Annotated in this window: 6 protein-coding genes; all 6 read left to right on the forward strand. The window is 70.9% G+C overall.

The window, feature by feature from the left end:
- Nucleotides 1–5 precede the first annotated feature (5 nt).
- Nucleotides 6–977: an ACP S-malonyltransferase gene (locus RM704_RS43495; RefSeq protein WP_311593398.1), complete on the forward strand. Its 972-nt coding sequence runs from the start codon at nucleotides 6–8 to the stop codon at nucleotides 975–977.
- Between the two features lie 47 nt (nucleotides 978–1,024).
- On the forward strand, nucleotides 1,025–1,273 hold the full coding sequence (locus RM704_RS43500) for a phosphopantetheine-binding protein (RefSeq protein ID WP_033532666.1): 249 nt from the start codon (nucleotides 1,025–1,027) through the stop codon (nucleotides 1,271–1,273).
- Nucleotides 1,274–1,308: 35 nt separating this feature from the next.
- Nucleotides 1,309–2,868, forward strand: coding sequence for an AMP-binding protein (locus RM704_RS43505; RefSeq protein WP_033532667.1), 1,560 nt, complete (start codon nucleotides 1,309–1,311; stop codon nucleotides 2,866–2,868).
- A 177-nt stretch (nucleotides 2,869–3,045) separates the two neighbouring features.
- On the forward strand, nucleotides 3,046–4,587 hold the full coding sequence (locus RM704_RS43510; protein WP_033532668.1) for an AMP-binding protein: 1,542 nt from the start codon (nucleotides 3,046–3,048) through the stop codon (nucleotides 4,585–4,587).
- The gene (locus RM704_RS43515; RefSeq protein WP_033532669.1) at nucleotides 4,584–5,828 is read left to right on the forward strand and encodes a type III PLP-dependent enzyme; all 1,245 of its coding nucleotides are present in this window, start codon (nucleotides 4,584–4,586) and stop codon (nucleotides 5,826–5,828) included. The genes RM704_RS43510 and RM704_RS43515 overlap by 4 nt, the downstream gene beginning before the upstream one ends.
- Nucleotides 5,829–5,951: 123 nt before the next feature.
- Nucleotides 5,952–18,306 (forward strand): SDR family NAD(P)-dependent oxidoreductase (locus RM704_RS43520; protein ID WP_311593402.1); only part of this gene is annotated, 12,355 nt, incomplete at its 3' end.

Raw genomic sequence — 18,306 nt, forward strand, 5'->3', positions numbered from 1 at the left:
CCACCATGGACACGACACAGCAGGGACCGAGTGCGGCCGACGGCGCGACGGACGCCATGGTCTTCCCCGGAATGGGGCCCGCGTCGTTCGCCGAGGTCGGCCGGTTCCTGGTGACCAACCGACAGGTCCGCGAGCTGCTGGCGGAGGCGGACGACACGCTCGGCTACAACCTCGTGGACCGCTTCCGCGAAGCCGAGGGCGACTACTCCGAGTACGCCCAGATCGCCTTCCTCGTGAACTGCCTGGCTCTCGCCCGCTGGGCCGAGCAGACCCTCGGCCTGAGCCCCCGGATCTGCACCGGGGCCAGCTTCGGCGAGAAGTCCGTCGCCGCCTACAGCGGCGCGCTCACCTTCGCCGACGCCGTCCGCATGACCGCCGGGCTCGCCCGCTGCATGGACGAGTACTTCCGCACCGAGCACACCGGCGTCGTGACCCACTCCTTCGTCCGCGCGCCCCGGGAGCGACTCGACGAGATCCTCGCCGAACTCGACGAGCGCGGCGCCTGGCACGAGATCTCCTGCCACATCGACCACGACTTCTTCATGCTCACCCTCCACGAGCGCAACAGCTCATGGCTGGAGGGCCGTCTGCGGGCGGCCGGCGCCCTGCCGCTCTACGCCATGCGGCCGCCCATGCACGCCTCCGCCTTCGGCGGCCTGCGCCGCAAGGCCGAGGAGGAGGTCCTCGGCGGCCTCACCTTCCACGACCCGACGCTGCCCGTCGTCGCCGACCAGGACGGGGCACTGCTGACGACCGGCGACCAGGTGCGCACCATGCTGCTGGAGAGCTTCGTACGCCCCCTGCGCTGGCCCGACGTCATCGCCTCCCTCCAGGACCAGGGCGTCACCCGCGTGTGCGTCGCGGGACCCGACAGCCTCTTCGGACGCGTCGGGACCACGACCCGCGCCTTCGAGGTCGTAGCCGCGACACCCCGCCTCGCCCTCCAGCCCCGCCCGCGCTCCACCACCGCCGCGTAACCAGCCGAGACCGCGTGCCCCGCCGACCGGGGCCGAAAGGAGCTCCCATGTGGGACGACCGTTTCGAGAACCTGCTCCGCCGCTATCTGCCGTTCCTCTCCGCCGACCAGCCGCTGGAACGGGACGTCAGCCTGCGCGACGTCGGCCTCGACTCGCTCGGCACCGTCGAACTCCTCGCCGAACTGGAGAACACCTACGACGTCCGCTTCCAGGACGAGGCGCTGACCAAGGAGACCTTCGAAACCCCCGGCGTGCTGTGGAAGACGCTGTCGGCCCTGGCCGAACCGCGCCCCTGACCGGCACGACCCCCGCCCGGCCCCACGGAGGAACCATGGACGCCGCCGACCACGCACTGTACGCACGCTTCCTGCGCGGACTCGCCCGCGCACCCGAACGGCCCGCGGTGCGGTCCGGCGGACAGACGGTGACCTACGCCGAGGCCCACCGCACCGCCCTGCGCCAGGCCGGATCGCTGCTGCACGCCACGGCCCAGGCCCCGACGGTGATCGGGGTGCTGGCGGCCAAGGGAATCCCCGCCTACCAGGGCGTCCTGACCGCCCTGTGCGCCGGCGCGGGCGTGGTGCCGCTGCGGCCCGACTTCCCCGTCTCCCGCACCGCCGAGATGATGCGGGCAGCCGGGGTCACCGCCGTCATCGCGGACGCCCAGGGCAGGCGCCTGCTCCCCGAACTGCTCGCCGACCGGCCCGACACCGTCGTCCTGGCCGCCGACGACAGCCCCGCCTGGGAGGACACCGCGGGCCGCCCCGTACGGGTGGACGCACGCCACACCCTTACGGAGCCCCGCCCCGTGAACCCCGACGACACGGCCTACGTGCTGTTCACCTCCGGTTCCACCGGGCGGCCCAAGGGGGTGCCGCTCAGCCACGGAAACCTCGCCCACTACTTCCAAGTGCTCGACACCCGTTACGACTTCACCCCCGACGACATCTTCACCCAGACGTTCGACCTCAACTTCGACTGCTCCCTCTTCGACCTGTTCAGCGCCTGGGGCGCGGGCGCGAGCGTCGCGCAGATCCCGCCGCAGGCCTACCGGGACCTGCCCGCCCACCTGAACGAACAGGGCGTCACCGTCTGGTTCTCCACCCCCAGCAGCATCGCGCTCGTCCGCCGTCTGGGCGGGCTGCGCCCCGGCTCCCTGCCCACCCTGCGCTGGAGCCTGTTCGCGGGCGAGGCACTCAAGTGCGCCGACACCGACGACTGGCAGCGCGCGGCCCCCGCGTCCTTCGTGGAGAACCTCTACGGACCCACGGAACTCACCGTGACCATCACCGCCCACCGGTGGTCACCGGAGGTCTCCCCGGTCGTCGGCGCCAACGGCGTGGTACCGATCGGCCCCCTCCACAAAGGGCTCGACCACGTCCTCCTCGGTCCCGACGGCCGCCCCCACCCGGACACCGGCGAACTGTGCGTCACCGGACCCCAGATGGCCGGCCGCTACCTCGACCCCTCCGACGACCACGGCAGATTCCTCGACCACGAAGGGCGCCGCTGGTACCGCACCGGGGACCGCGTCCGGCTGGCCCCCGGTGGTGACCTCGTCTACCTCGGCCGGATGGACGCCCAGGTCCAGGTCCAGGGCTGGCGCGTCGAACTGGCCGAGGTCGACCACGCGCTCCAGGCGTGCGAAGGCGTCGACGAGGCCGTCACCGTCGGCGCCACCACCGAGACGGGCACGGAACTCGTCGTCTTCTACACCGCCGCCGCGCCCGTGGCGCCGGCCCGCTTCGCCGGGCTGCTGCGCGCCACCCTGCCGGACGGCGTCGTACCACGGCATTACCACCACATCGCGGAAATGCCACTGAATTCCAATCGCAAGACCGACCGGCGGGCGCTTACCGCACGGGCCGACGAACTCCTCGCCGGAACCTGAGAAAAAAGCCTGCCGAACCACCGGATCCGCTAGGGGCCCTTAGGGGCCGCTAGGGGTATGTCTTCCGCCCGCACCGGGCTAGCCTCGCCAACGAAAAGCCAATTCGGGGGAGTTCGCCGTGCGCCTTGACCAGACCCTCACGTGCATTTACCGGACAGGAGACCGGCATTGAGCAGCATGACCCATGTGATGTCCGACAATGCTGAACTCGATCTCCGTCACGGCGGACTCGTACACCATTTCCTGGAGGACTCCGGAAAGGCGTACCCGAATTCCCAGGCCGTGGAGGACGCCTTCGGTTCCTGGAACTACGAAGAACTGCTCGCCCACAGCCAGGCGTTCAGCGCCTGGCTCGACGACAAGGGCATCGCCCGCGGCGAGCGCATCGTCGTCCAGCTGCCGAACGTCCGGCAGACCGTCGCCGTGTTCTTCGGGGCCTGCCGCCGCGGCGTCGTCTTCGTGCCCCTCAACCCGGGCATGAAGCCCTTCCATCTCAGCTCCGTCATCGCCGACGCCGACCCCCGGCTCGTCATCGCCGAGAACGAGACCGCCGCCGCCCGGCTGCACGACCTCACCGACCTGCCGGTGTTCGCGCTCGACACCCTGTGGCCGGACGTGGAGCGGCTCAGCGCGGCAAAGGGCGGCACCGGAACCGTCGAGGTCTCACCCGAGGACCTGGCCGTCCTCATCTACACCTCCGGCAGCACCGCGGCCCCCAAGGCCGTTGCCTGCCCCCACCAGCAGATCGCCTTCGCGGCCTCCTCCATCAACGCCGTCCTCGGCTATCGCCACGACGACGTGGTGTTCTGCCGGATGTCCGTCTCGTGGGACTTCGGCCTCTACAAAGTGCTCATCTCCACCCTCACCGGCGCCAAGCTGGTCCTCGCCGGGAGCGAACCCGACATCGCCCTGCTCAAGTCCATGCGGGAGACCGGCGCCACCATGATGCCGATCGTGCCGTCCCTCGCGAGCATGCTGACCACCCTGGCGCGACGCGACCCCGAAGGCGCACCCACCGTGCGCATGTTCACCAACAGCGCCGCCGCCCTGCCCCAGGCCACCATCGACAAACTCCGTGAGGCGTTCCCCGGCGCCCAGGTCGTCCGGATGTACGGCCAGACCGAGTGCAAGCGCATCTCGATCATGCCACCGCACCTGGAGCATGAACGGCCCGACTCCGTCGGCCTCCCCCTGCCGGGCACCACCGTGGAGATCCTCGACGAGGACGGCCGGACCCTGCCGCCCGGCGAACCCGGCGAGATCACCGTCACCGGCCCCCACGTCATGGCCGGCTACTGGCGCGCCCCCGAACTCACCGCCCGAGCCTACCGACGCGACCCACGCACCGGCGCCATGCGGCTGCACACCGGCGACTACGGACACCTCGACGAGGACGGCTTCCTCTACTTCGCCGGCCGACGCGACGACATGTTCAAACGCAAGGGCACCCGCATGAGCACCGTCGAGATCGAAGCGGCCGCCCTCGACATCCCCGGCGTCACCGCCGCCGTCGCTCTGCCGCCCACCGACACCCGCGACCTGGCCCTCGTCGTCGCCTCCGACCTCGCACCGCACGACGTGCTGCGCAGGCTCGCCGAACGCCTCGAACCCGCGAAGGTCCCCGCGCTCTGCCGCATCGTCAACGACTTCCCGCTCACCCTCAACGGCAAGTCCGAACGCAAACAACTGGCACGACTCATCGACGGGGGCGACCGATGAACCGGCACGAGGAACTCGCCGAGCGATACGGCACCCCGCTCTACGTCTACGACCTTGACCGCGTCACCGAGGCCCGCCGCGACCTGCGTACCGCCCTGCCCGACGAGATCGACGTCTACTACGCCCTCAAGGCAAACCCGCACCCCCAGGTCGCCGGCGCCCTGCGCGACGACAACGGCCCCCGGTGCCGCGCCGAGATCAGCTCCGTCGGCGAACTCGCCGCCGCCCTCACCGCGGGCTACCGCGCAGCCGACTGCCTCTACACCGGCCCGGGCAAGACCGACTCCGAACTCGACGAGGCGATCGGCAAGGGCGTACGCACCTTCTCCGTGGAGTCGCACACCGACCTCCAGCACATCGGCGCCGCCGCCCTGCGCCACGACACGGTCGCCCGGTGCCTGCTGCGCATCAACAGCGCCACCGCCAGCGCCACCACCAGCATCCGGATGACCGGCACACCCTCCCAGTTCGGCATCGACAGCGAAACCCTCGCCGACGCCGCCGCGGACCTCCTCGCCGTACCCGGCACCCGAGTCGTCGGCATGCACTTCTTCCCCCTCAGCAACGCCCGCGACGAGGACAGCCTCATCGGGGAGTTCCGGCACACCATCGAAACCGCGGCCCGCCTGGCCGCGGACCACGCGATCCCCCTGGAACTCCTCGACATAGGGGGAGGGTTCGCCGCCCCCTACGGGGCCCCCGGCGACCGCCCCGTCTACCGGAAGCTGCGCGCGGCCCTCACGGCCGCCCTCGACACCCACCTCCCGCGTTGGCGGGAAGGAGCCCCGCGGATCGCCGTGGAGACCGGCCGCTACCAGGTCAGCGGCAGCGGAGCGCTGCTGACCCGGGTCGTCAACACCAAGGTCAGCCGCGGCCGGAAGTTCGTCGTCCTCGACGCCGGCATCAACACCTTCGGGGGAATGTCCGGACTCGGCCGGCTGCTGCCGGTGGCCGTGGAGCCCGAGACCACCGGCGCCGCCGACTCCCTCGCACTCGACGATGTCGCCAGCCTCGCGGGGCCTCTGTGCACCCCCGGCGACATCCTCGGCCGCGAGATCCCCCTCCCGCGGCTCGAACCCGGCGACCTCGTCACCGTGCCGAACGCCGGTGCCTACGGCGTCACCGCGAGCCTCCTGATGTTCCTCGGCAGGCCCGCCCCCGTCGAAGTGGTCCTCCAGGACGGCCGGGTCGTCTCCGCGTCCCGCCTGGAGCATCACCGCACACCCGCAACCCCCGCGTAAGCCGCACCGCCTCGCGGCACCACCCCGCACCACCAAGGGAACGCCCGACGCGGGCGTTCCCGCACTTTTCCCTGCGCCCCTTCTTCACCTGTGTCGTCGCCCGCCCTAGCGAGGAGTAAGCGAATGAGCGAGTCCGAGTACATCGTTCCTGAAACCACCTCCGTTTCGGATGAGTCCGCGGACCCGCGATCGGCGCTGGCCCGGCAGCTGGACGACCTGTCGCCGGCCGAGCAGGAGCAGGCACTCCTCGACCTCGTGCACCGGCACACCGTCGCCGCGCTGCGGGCCGTCGCACCGCACACCCCCGACACGATCGATGTGCAACGTCCGTTCCTGGAACTCGGCTTCGACTCCCTGGCCGCCGTGGACCTGCACGCCCGGCTCGCCGACGAGACCGGCCTGGAACTCCCGGTGACCATCACCTTCGACTTCCCCACGCCGGCGCTCGTCGCCGAGCGGATCCGGCGCATCGCCCTCGGCCTCGGCCAGGAGGCCCGCACCACCGTCGCCGCCGGAACGGCCGCCGACGACGAACCGATCGCCATCGTCGGCATCGGCTGCCGCTTCCCCGGCGACATCAACTCCGCGGAGGACCTCTGGCGACTCGTGATGGACGAGGGTGAAGTACTCACCGAGTTCCCCACCAACCGCGGCTGGGACGTGGAGGGCATCTACGACCCCGACCCGGGCAAGCCGGGCAAGAGCTATGTGCGAGAGGGCGGCTTCCTGGCCGAGGCCGGTGCCTTCGACGCGGACTTCTTCGGCATCTCGCCGCGTGAGGCCCTCGCCATGGACCCGCAGCAGCGCCTCGTCCTGGAGACGGCCTGGGAGGCCTTCGAACGCGCAGGCATCGACCCCGGCTCCCTCCGGGGCAGCACGGCCGGCGTCTTCATCGGCGCCGAGGTCCACGAGTACGGCACCCGCGTCCACGAGGCCCCCGAAGGCCTGGACGGCTACCTCATGACCGGCAACGCCCCCAGCGTCGCCTCCGGCCGCGTCGCCTACAGCCTCGGTCTGGAAGGCCCCGCGGTCACCATCGACACCGCCTGCTCCGGCTCGCTCGTCGCCCTGCACCTGGCCGCCCACTCCCTGCGCCAGGGCGAGTGCTCCCTCGCGCTGGCCGGCGGTGTGACCGTCATGGGCAACCCCGGCATGTTCGCCGCCTTCAGCCGACAGCGCGGCCTCGCCGCCGACGGCCGCTGCAAGCCCTTCGCCGCAGCCGCGGACGGCACCGGCTTCTCCGAGGGCGTCGGCATCTTCGTCGTCGAGCGCCTCTCCGACGCCCGCCGCAACGGCCACCCCGTCCTCGGCATCGTCAAGGGCTCCGCCATCAACCAGGACGGCGCGAGCAACGGCCTTACCGCCCCGAACGGCCCGTCCCAAGAGCGCCTCATCCTCCAGGCCCTCGCCAACGCCGGCCTCACCCCCGCGGACGTCGACGCCATGGAGGCCCACGGCACCGGCACGAAGCTCGGTGACCCCATCGAGGCCCAGGCCATCCTCGCCACCTACGGACAGGACCGCGACGAGGACCGCCCCCTCTGGCTCGGCTCGATCAAGTCCAACCTCGGCCACACCCAGGCAGCGGGCGGAGCCGCCAGCCTCATCAAGATGCTCATGGGCATGCGGCACGGCAAGCTGCCTCGCAGTCTGCACATCGACGCCCCCACACCGCACGTCGACTGGTCCACGGGCGCGGTCGAACTCCTCACCGAGACCCGTGACTGGGACGCCCCCGACCGCCCGCGCCGGGCCGGCGTCTCCGCCTTCGGCATCAGCGGAACCAACGCCCACGTCATCATCGAGGAGCCGCCGGCCCCCGTTCCCGAACCGGTGGCGGCGGTGGTGTCTTCCGGGTTGCCGGTGCCGTGGGTGGTGTCGGGTAGGTCGGTGGGGGCGTTGCGGGCGCAGGCGGGGCGGTTGCTTGATCAGCAGGGGTCGGCTGCCTCGGCTGGCTCGGCTGCGTCGGTTGTGGATGTGGCGTTTTCTTTGGGTGTGTCGCGGGCGGGGTTGGAGCATCGGGGTGTGGTGCTGGGGGCTTCGCGTGAGGAGTTGTTGGGGTCGTTGGGGGTGTTGGCGTCTGGTGGTGAGGCGCCTGGTGTGGTGTCGGGTCGGGTGGTGGATGGCCGGCTGGCGTTGTTGTTCACGGGTCAGGGTGCTCAGCGGGTGGGCATGGGCCGGGAGTTGGCGTCTGCTTTTCCGGTGTTCGCGGAGTCGTTGGAGCGGACGTGTGACCTGCTGGACGTGGGCTTGGCGGATCTTGGGCTGCCGTTGCGGGAGGTGTTGTTCGCTCGGGCGGGGGATGCTGCTGATGGTCTGTTGAGGCGGACGGTGTATGCGCAGGCGGCGTTGTTCGCGGTCGAGGTGGCGTTGTTCCGGTTGGTGGAGTCCTTCGGGGTGCGTCCGGATTTCGTTGCGGGGCATTCGGTGGGGGAGATCGCTGCCGCGCATGTGGCTGGGGTGTTGTCGCTGGAGGATGCGGCGGTGCTGGTGGCTGCGCGTGGCCGGTTGATGGATGCGTTGCCGGAGGGTGGCGTGATGGTGGCGGTGCAGGCCACCGAGGTGGAGGTCCGAGAGCTGCTGGAAGGGGTTGAGGGGGCGGGTATCGCTGCGGTGAACGGGCCGCGTGCGGTGGTGTTGTCGGGCGCGGAAGCCGCGGTGATGCCGGTGGTGGAGGTGTTGCGTGGGCGTGGGGTGAAGACCAAGCGGCTCGACGTCAGCCATGCTTTCCACTCTCCGTTGATGGAGCCGATGCTCGCGGACTTCCGCCGTGTCGCAGCGGTCCTGGACTATGAGGCTCCACGCATCGCGGTGGTGTCGAACGTGACGGGTGCCGTGGCTTCTGCCCAGGAACTCTGCACGCCGGAGTACTGGGTGCGGCATGTCCGTGAGGCGGTTCGCTTCGGCGATGGTGTGGAGGCGTTGGTCGCCGCTGGTGTGTCGTCGTTCCTGGAGTTGGGTCCGGACGGTGTGCTGAGTGCGATGGCACGCGAGTCGCTGGCTGAGGGCTCGGATGTGGCGTGTGTGCCGGTGATGCGGCGCGACCGTGACGAGGTGCGGGAGTTTTTGACCGGCCTGGCGCGGCTCTCCGTCCGTGGTGTGCCGGTGAGTTGGGAGCCGTTGACGGCGGGCGGCCGTCGCGTCGAACTGCCCACGTACGCCTTCCAACGGCGTTGGTTCTGGCTGGAGTCCGCTCGGCAGGCCACCGATGCGGCGGGTCTGGGCCAGTCGGCGGCGGATCATCCGCTGGTGGGCGCGGTGGTGGGGCTGGCCGGTGGCGACGGGTCGGTGCTGACCGGCCGCCTGTCCCTGAAGTCACACCCGTGGCTGGCCGATCACGCGGTCGGTGGTGTGGTGTTGCTGCCGGGAACGGCGTTCGTCGAGTTGGCGGTGCGTGCCGGTGATCAGGTCGGCTGTGGTCGGGTGGAGGAGCTGACGCTGGAGGCGCCCCTGGTGGTGCCCGAGCGCGGAGCCGTACAGGTACAGGTCGTCGTGGGGGAGCCGGAGGAGGCCGGTGTCCGCTCCGTCAGCGTGTACTCCCGTGCCGAGGACGAGGGTACGGAGGAGGCCTGGACTCGGCACGCCACCGGATTCCTCGCGAGCGGTGCCGACACGGACGGCATGGGCATGGAGGCGTGGCCCCCGGCGGGAGCGCAGGCCGTCGATGTGAGCGACGTGTACGGCACCATGGCCGAGCAGGGGTACGGCTATGGGCCGGTGTTCCAAGGCCTGCGCTCCGTGTGGCGTCGTGGGGACGAGGTGTTCGCGGAGGTCGCCCTCCCCGAGGGCGCGCAGGCGGACGCTGGGCGGTTCGGGCTGCACCCGGCGCTGCTGGACGCCGCGCTGCACGCGACCGACTACCTGGACCCCCACGGTCCCGACGCCTCCGACGCGACGCGACTTCCGTTCGCGTGGACCGGAGTGACGCTCCACGCCACAGGTGCGTCCGCGCTGCGGGTGCGGATAACGGCGACCGCGCACGACGGCTACGCGCTCGACCTCGCCGACACCGCCGGGCAACCCGTCGCGACGGTGCGCTCCCTCGTCCTGCGCCCGGTCACCGCGGAACAACTGCGCGGAGCCCGGAGCGGCCCCGACTCGATGTACCGGGTGGAGTGGACCCCGGTCAGCGCCGAGTCCACCCCGTCCGACGGGAACTGGGCCCTCGTCGGCCCCGACGCGCCCGGACTTGCGGCCGCCCTCAGTGAGGCCGGCGTAGGGTGTGCCGCTCACGACGACCTGGCCGCCCTCGGCGCCGCCCTCGACGCGGGGGCCGTCGTCCCCGACCTCGTCGCCGTGCGGCTGCCGTCACCGGCCGGCTCGGGCGACGACGTGCCGGCGGCCGTGCGCGCCGCGGCCGACGCCGCACTGCTACTCGTCCAGAGCTGGCTCGCCGACGAACGCCTTGCCACCACCCGGCTGGTCGTCGTCACACGCGACGCCGTCTGCGCCGATCCGGCCCTCGGCGGCACCGACCTGTCCCTGGCTCCCGTGTGGGGCCTGCTCCGCTCCGCGCAGGCCGAGAACCCCGGTCGCATCCGTCTCGTCGACACCGACGACACCGAGCCGTCACGCACCGCTCTGGCCCTCGCGACCTCGGTGGACGAGCCCGAACTCGCCCTGCGCAACGGCACCCTGTACGCCCCCCGCCTGGTCCGGGTCGCCACGGACACCGGGCTCGTGCCGCCTCCGGACGCCGTGAACTGGCGCCTGGACGTGCTCACCCAGGGCACCCTGGACAACCTCGCCCTCATCCCCAGCGACGCCGACCGGCAGCCGCTGGCCGAAGGACAGGTACGTGTCTCCGTCCGGGCCGCGGGTGTCAACTTCCGTGACGTCCTGGTCGCCCTCGGCATGTACCCGACGAAGGCGGACATCGGCGGTGAAGCGGCCGGCATCGTCGAGGAGGTCGGCTCCGGAGTCACCGGCTTCGCGCCCGGCGACCGCGTCATGGGCCTCTTCGACACGGCCTTCGGCCCGCACGCCGTCACCGACCACCGCACCCTCGTACCGATGCCGCGCGGCTGGTCCTACGCGCAGGCCGCCACCGTCCCACTGGTCTTCTCCACCGCGTACTACGGCCTCGTGGACCTCGCGGACGTGCGCTCGGGAGAGTCGGTCCTCGTCCACGCCGCGGCCGGCGGCGTCGGCATGGCGGCCGTGCAGCTCGCCCGCCACCTCGGTGCGGAGGTGTACGGCACGGCCGCCCCGGCCAAGTGGGACGCACTGCGCGCGGCTGGTCTGGACGACGACAACATCGCCTCCTCCCGCGACACCGAGTTCGAGCGGAAGTTCCTGGCCGCCACGGGCGGCCGTGGTGTCGACGTCGTCCTGGACTCCCTCACCGGCGAGTTCGTCGACGCGTCCCTGCGCCTCCTGCCGCGCGGCGGGCGCTTCGCCGAGATGGGCAAGACCGACGTCCGCGATCCCGAGCGGGTGGCTGCGGAGTACCCCGGGGTGCGCTACCGCGCCTTCGACCTCTTCGAGGCGGACCTCGACCGACTCCAGCAGATCCTGCGGGAGTTGGTCGCCCTCTTCGACAGCGGAGCGCTGCGCCCCCTGCCCGTACGCACGTGGGACGTCCGCCACGCTGCCGACGCGTTCCGCCACATGGCTCAGGCCCGCCACATCGGCAAGGTCGCCCTCACCATGCCGACCCCGCCGTGGGGCGCGGAGACGGACAACGGTGCGGTGTTGGTGACGGGTGGGACGGGTGGTCTGGGCGGGTTGGTGGCCCGGCATCTGGTGGTGGCGCATGGGGTGCGGCGTCTGGTGTTGCTGTCGCGGCGTGGTGGTGATGCGCCGGGTGCTGCTGAACTCGTCGCTGAGCTGGGCGGGTTGGGTGCTGAGGTTGATGTGGTGGCGTGTGATGTGAGTGATCGTGGGGCGTTGGCGGCTGTGGTGGAGGGTCTGGGGGATGGGCTGTCTGCGGTGGTGCATGCGGCCGGTGTGGTGGATGACGGTGTGCTGGGGTCGCTGACGGCGGATCGTTTGGATGGTGTGCTGGGTGCGAAGGCGGACGCGGCGTGGTATCTGCATGAGCTGACGCGGGAGTTGGACCTGTCGGCGTTCGTGATGTTCTCCTCCGTAGCCGGTGTCGTGGACGGTGCGGGGCAGGGCAACTACGCGGCGGCCAACGTCTTCCTGGACGCGCTCGCGGTGCACCGGCGATCGGTCGGCCTGCCCGCTTCCTCCTTGGTGTGGGGGTTGTGGGAGGGCGCCGGGATGGGTGCGGTGCTGGCGGAGGGTGATCTCGCGCGGATGAGTCGGTCGGGGGTGCTGGGTCTGCCGGTGGGGCAGGGGCTGGCGTTGTTCGACGCGGCGTTGGGTGTGGATGCGGCGGTGGTGGTGCCGGTGCGTCTGGATGTGGCGGCGTTGCGTGCGCGGGTGGACGGGGTGCCGGCGGTCTTCAGGTCGATAGCGGGCGGACCCGTACGACGCGCCGCCGTTGGCGGCGGCGCCGCGGCGGGAGCCGGTGAGGCGTCCCTCGCGGGGCGGCTTGCGGCGCTGGGGGCGGATGAGCGCGAGCGGGTGTTGCTGGAGTCGGTGCGGTCGCATGTGGCGGCGGTGCTGGGGCATGAGGGTGCGGGGGCGATCGAGCCGGGTCGGGCGTTCAGTGACATCGGCTTCGACTCGCTGTCGGCGGTGGAGCTGCGCAATCGGCTGAACGCGGAGACGGGGCTGCGGCTTCCGGCCACGCTGATCTTCGACTACCCCACCCCCCAGGCCCTCGCCGAGTACGTCATCGTCGCCCTGCTCGGTGAGGCGGCCACGGAGACCGCGCCGCCGCCCACAGAGGCGCCCGCGGTCACCGGCACCGACGACGACCCGGTGGTGATCGTCGGCATGGGCTGCCGCTATCCCGGCGACGTCCACAGCCCCGAGGACCTGTGGCGACTCGTGTCCGAGGGCACCGACGCCATCACGCCCTTCCCCGACAACCGGGCGTGGGACATCGACGCCGTCTACGACCCGCTGCCGGGCGTCTCCGGCAGGACGTACACGCGTGAGGGTGGGTTCCTGCACGACGCGGCGGAGTTCGACCCGGGGTTCTTCGGGATCTCTCCGCGTGAGGCGTTGGCGATGGACCCGCAGCAGCGACTGCTGCTGGAGACGTCGTGGGAGGCGATCGAGCGGGCGGGCATCGACCCCACCACCCTGCGCGGCAGCCGGACCGGCGTCTTCGCCGGCGTCATGCAGACCGACTACGGCACGGGCAGCGCCCGCCTGTCGGAGGAGGTCGAGGGTTACATCGCCAACGGCACCCTCGGCAGTGTCGTCTCCGGCCGCGTCGCGTACACGATGGGCCTGGAGGGCCCGGCCGTCACGATCGACACGGCCTGCTCCTCCTCCCTGGTCGCCCTCCACTGGGCCGCCCATGCCCTGCGTCAGGGCGAGTGCTCCCTCGCGCTGGCCGGCGGTGTGACCGTCATGTCCACCCCCGAGACGTTCATCGACTTCAGCCTTCAGCGCGGCCTCGCCGCGGACGGCCGCTGCAAGGCGTTCTCGGCGGATGCGGACGGCACGGCCTGGGGTGAGGGTGTGGGTGTCCTCGTCCTGGAGCGGTTGTCGGATGCGCGTCGCAATGGTCATCAGGTGCTGGCGGTGATTCGCGGTTCGGCGCTGAACCAGGACGGTGCGAGCAACGGTCTGACGGCGCCGAACGGTCCGTCGCAGCAGCGGGTGATCCGTCAGGCGTTGGCGAGTGCCGGTCTCAGCGCCGCAGAGGTGGACGCGGTCGAGGCGCACGGAACGGGTACGACGCTCGGCGACCCGATCGAGGCCCACGCCCTGCTCTCCACGTACGGCCAGGAGCGCGACGCCGACCACCCGTTGTGGCTCGGCTCGGTCAAGTCGAACGTGGGCCACACCCAGGCCGCCTCCGGCGTCGCGGGCGTGATCAAGATGGTGATGGCGATGCGGGCCGGTGTTCTGCCCCGGACGTTGCATGTGGGTGAGCCGTCGCGTCATGTGGATTGGTCTGCGGGTGCGGTGGAGTTGTTGACGGAGGCGCGGGAGTGGCCCGAGGTGGGTCGTCCGCGTCGGGCGGGTGTGTCGTCGTTCGGTGTGAGCGGGACGAACGCCCATGTGATCGTGGAGCAGGCGCCGGTGGATGAGGCGGCTGACGAGGTAGTTGCGCGGCCGGATGCACCGGTGGGTGGTCTGGTGCCGTGGGTGGTGTCGGGTAGGTCGGTGGGGGCGTTGCGGGCGCAGGCGGGGCGGTTGCTTGATCAGCAGGGGTCGGCTGCCTCGGCTGGCTCGGCTGCGTCGGTTGTGGATGTGGCGTTTTCTTTGGGTGTGTCGCGGGCGGGGTTGGAGCATCGGGGTGTGGTGCTGGGGGCTTCGCGTGAGGAGTTGTTGGGGTCGTTGGGGGTGTTGGCGTCTGGTGGTGAGGCGCCTGGTGTGGTGTCGGGTCGGGTGGTGGATGGCCGGCTGGCGTTGTTGTTCACGGGTCAGGGTGCTCAGCGGGTGGGCATGGGCCGGGAGTTGGCGTCTGCTTTTCCGGTGTTCGCGGAGTCGTTGGAGCGGACGTGTGACCTGCTGGACGTGGGCTTGGCGGATCTTGGGCTGCCGTTGCGGGAGGTGTTGTTCGCTCGGGCGGGGGGTGCTGCTGCTGGTCTGTTGAGGCGGACGGTGTATGCGCAGGCGGCGTTGTTCGCGGTCGAGGTGGCGTTGTTCCGGTTGGTGGAGTCCTTCGGGGTGCGTCCGGATTTCGTGGCGGGGCATTCGGTGGGGGAGATCGCTGCCGCGCATGTGGCTGGGGTGTTGTCGCTGGAGGATGCGGCGGTGCTGGTGGCTGCGCGGGGCCGGTTGATGGATGCGTTGCCGGAGGGTGGCGTGATGGTGGCGGTGCAGGCCGCCGAGGTGGAGGTCCGAGAGCTGCTGGAAGGTGTCAGCGGGGCGGGTATTGCTGCGGTGAACGGGCCGCGTGCGGTGGTCGTGTCCGGTGACGAGGCCGCTGTCGCCCCGGTGGTGGAGGTGTTGCGTGGGCGTGGGGTGAAGACCAAGCGGCTCGACGTCAGTCATGCTTTCCACTCTCCGTTGATGGAGCCGATGCTTGCTGAGTTCGGTGCGGTGGTGGAGGGGTTGTCCTTCCACGCGCCGTCGATCGGTGTGGTGTCGAACGTGACCGGTGGCATTGCTTCGGCCGAAGAGCTGTGTGTGCCGGAGTACTGGGTGCGGCATGTCCGTGAGGCGGTGCGTTTCGGTGCTGGTGTGGAGGCGTTGGTCGCTGCTGGTGTGTCGTCGTTCGTGGAGTTGGGTCCCGATGGTGTGCTGAGTGCGCTGGCACGCGAGTCGCTGGCTGAGGGCTCGGATGTGGCGTGTGTGCCGGTGATGCGGCGGGACCGTGACGAGGTGCGGGAGTTTTTGACCGGCCTGGCGCGGCTCTCTGTCCGTGGCGTCGAGGTGGGTTGGGAGCCGTTGACGGCGGGCGGCCGTCGCGTCGAACTGCCCACGTATGCCTTCCAGCGGCGACGGTTCTGGTTGGAGGCTGGCTGGTCGGTGACGGATGCGGCGGGTCTGGGGCAGTCGGCGGCGGATCATCCGCTGGTCGGTGCGGTGGTGGGGCTGGCCGGCGGTGAGGGTGTCGTCCTGACGGGTCGGCTGTCGTTGAAATCCCATCCGTGGCTGGCCGATCACACCGTCGGCGGCACGGTGGTCTTCCCGGGGACCGGCTTCGTCGAGTTGGCGGTGCGTGCCGGTGATCAGGTCGGCTGTGGTCGGGTGGAGGAGCTGACGCTGGAGGCGCCCCTGGTGGTGCCCGAGCGCGGAGCCGTACAGGTACAGGTCGTCGTCGAGGCGGCGAACGGCACCGGAGAGCGTCTGGTGGAGGTGTACTCGCGACCCGAGGACACCGAGGAGACCCCTTGGACTCGACACGCCACCGGTTACGTCATGGCCGGGGTCGGAACGGACGGCATCGGACTTGAGGCCTGGCCGCCGACCGGTGCACAACCTGTCGATGTGCGCGATGTGTACGAGGTACTGGCCGACCAGGGATATGGCTACGGGCCGGTGTTCCAGGGCCTGCGCTCCGTATGGCGCCGTGAGGACGAGGTGTTCGCGGAGGTCGCCCTCCCCGAGGGCGCGCAGGCGGACGCGCGGCGGTTCGGGCTGCACCCGGCGCTGCTGGACGCCGCCCTGCACGCGACCGACTATCTGGACGACCACGGTCCGGGCGGAACGGACGGCGGGACGCAGTTGCCGTTCGCGTGGACAGGTGTGTCGTTGTACGCCTCCGGTGCGTCCGCTCTTCGCGTACGTATCTCCCGGACCGGAAAGGACGAGTACGCGCTCGACCTGGCCGACGGCGCCGGGCGACCCGTCGCCACCGTCCAGTCGATCACCACGCGGCCGGTCTCGGCCGACCAGCTGAACAGTGCCGCCTCAGCTCGCCACCAGTCCCTGTTCCATGTGGAGTGGGTGTCCGTGACACCGGCACCTCCCACTGGCGCGAACATCGGCTGGGCCCTGCTCGGTGAGCCGACTCCGGAGACGGCGGACCTCGCGAGCTTCGCCGGCACGCGTAGCTACGCCACGTTCGCCGACCTCGGCGCCGCTGTGGACGCCGGAGCCGGAGTCCCGGACCTGGTCGTCCTGCCTTGCCCCAGCAGGCTCGACGCAAGCAGTGTGCCGGAGGCCGTGCGGAGCATCCTGCATCAGACTCTGGCCACTGTGCAGGCCTGGAACGAGGACCCCAGGTTCGACGGCGCGCGGCTCGTCGTGCTGACCCGCGGTGCCGTGTCCGTGTCCGACTCCGAGGCACTCACCGGGCTCGACCTGGCTCCCGTGCGGGGCCTGATCCGTTCCGCGCAGGCCGAGACTCCCGGCCGCTTCCTGCTTGTCGACACCGACGGTTCCGTTCTGTCGGCAGAGGCCATGCGTCACCTTCCTGAGCTGCCGGATGCCGAGATCGCCCTGCGCGAGGGCGAGATCTTCGCGCCGCGTCTGAGTCGTGTTGCTGCGGTGGCGGGTGGGGGGCTGTCGTGGGGTGGCGGTGCGGTGTTGGTGACGGGTGGGACGGGTGGTCTGGGCGGGTTGGTGGCCCGGCATCTGGTGGCGGCGCATGGCGTGCGGCGTCTGGTGCTCCTGTCGCGGCGTGGTGATGACGCGCCGGGCGCCACTGAACTCGTCGCTGAGCTGGGCGGGTTGGGTGCTGAGGTTGATGTGGTGGCGTGTGATGTGAGTGATCGTGCGGCGTTGGCGGCTGTGGTGGAGGGCCTGGGGGATGGGCTGTCTGCGGTGGTGCATGCGGCAGGCGTCGTGGATGACGGTGTGCTGGAGTCGCTGACGGCGGATCGTTTGGATGGTGTGCTGGGGCCGAAGGCGGACGCGGCGTGGTATCTGCATGAGCTGACGCGGGAGTTGGACCTGTCGGCCTTCGTGATGTTCTCGTCGCTGTCGGGGACGGTAGACGGTGCGGGGCAGGGCAACTACGCGGCGGCCAACGTCTTCTTGGATGCTCTGGCGGTGCACCGTCGTGAGCTGGGACTTCCCGGGACCTCCTTGGTGTGGGGGTTGTGGGAGGGCGCCGGGATGGGTGCGGTGCTGGCGGAGGGTGATCTCGCGCGGATGAGTCGGTCGGGGGTGCTGGGTCTGCCGGTGGGGCAGGGGCTGGCGTTGTTCGACGCGGCGTTGGGTGTGGATGCGGCGGTGGTGGTGCCGGTGCGTCTGGATGTGGCGGCGTTGCGTGCGCGGGTGGACGGGGTGCCGGCGGTCTTCAGGTCGATAGCGGGCGGACCCGTACGACGCGCCGTCGGGGTCGGTCTGTCCGGCGAGGGCAAGGCCACTCTTGCGGGGCGGCTTGCGGCGCTGGGGGCGGATGAGCGCGAGCGGGTGTTGTCGGAGTTGGTGCGGTCGCATGTGGCGGCGGTGCTGGGGCATGAGGGTGCGGGGGCGATCGAGCCGGGTCGGGCGTTCAGTGACATCGGCTTCGACTCGCTGTCGGCGGTGGAGCTGCGCAATCGGCTGAACGCGGAGACGGGGCTGCGGCTTCCGGCCACGCTGATCTTCGACTACCCCACCCCCCAGGCCCTCGCGGACCTCATCCGGGACAAGACACTCGGAGCGGTCGACGCGGCGACGGCCGCGGCCGCGAGGCCGGTGGCGACCACCGCGACGGACGACGAGCCCATCGCCATCGTCGGCATGGGCTGCCGCTACCCCGGCGACGTCACCACGCCCGAGGACCTGTGGCGACTCGTGTCCGAGGGCACGGACGCGGTCAGCCTCTTCCCCGAGGACCGCGGCTGGAACGTGGACGACATCTACGACCCGGTGCCCGGCCTGTCGGGCAGGACGTACACGCGTGAGGGTGGGTTCCTGCACGACGCGGCGGAGTTCGACCCGGGGTTCTTCGGGATCTCGCCGCGTGAGGCGTTGGCGATGGATCCGCAGCAGCGGTTGCTGCTGGAGACGTCGTGGGAGGCGATCGAGCGGGCGGGTATCGATCCCACCACCCTGCGCGGCAGCCGGA

The sequence above is a fragment of the Streptomyces gottesmaniae genome (genome assembly GCF_031845845.1).
In the GTDB taxonomy this organism is placed as follows: Bacteria; Actinomycetota; Actinomycetes; order Streptomycetales; family Streptomycetaceae; genus Streptomyces; species Streptomyces akebiae.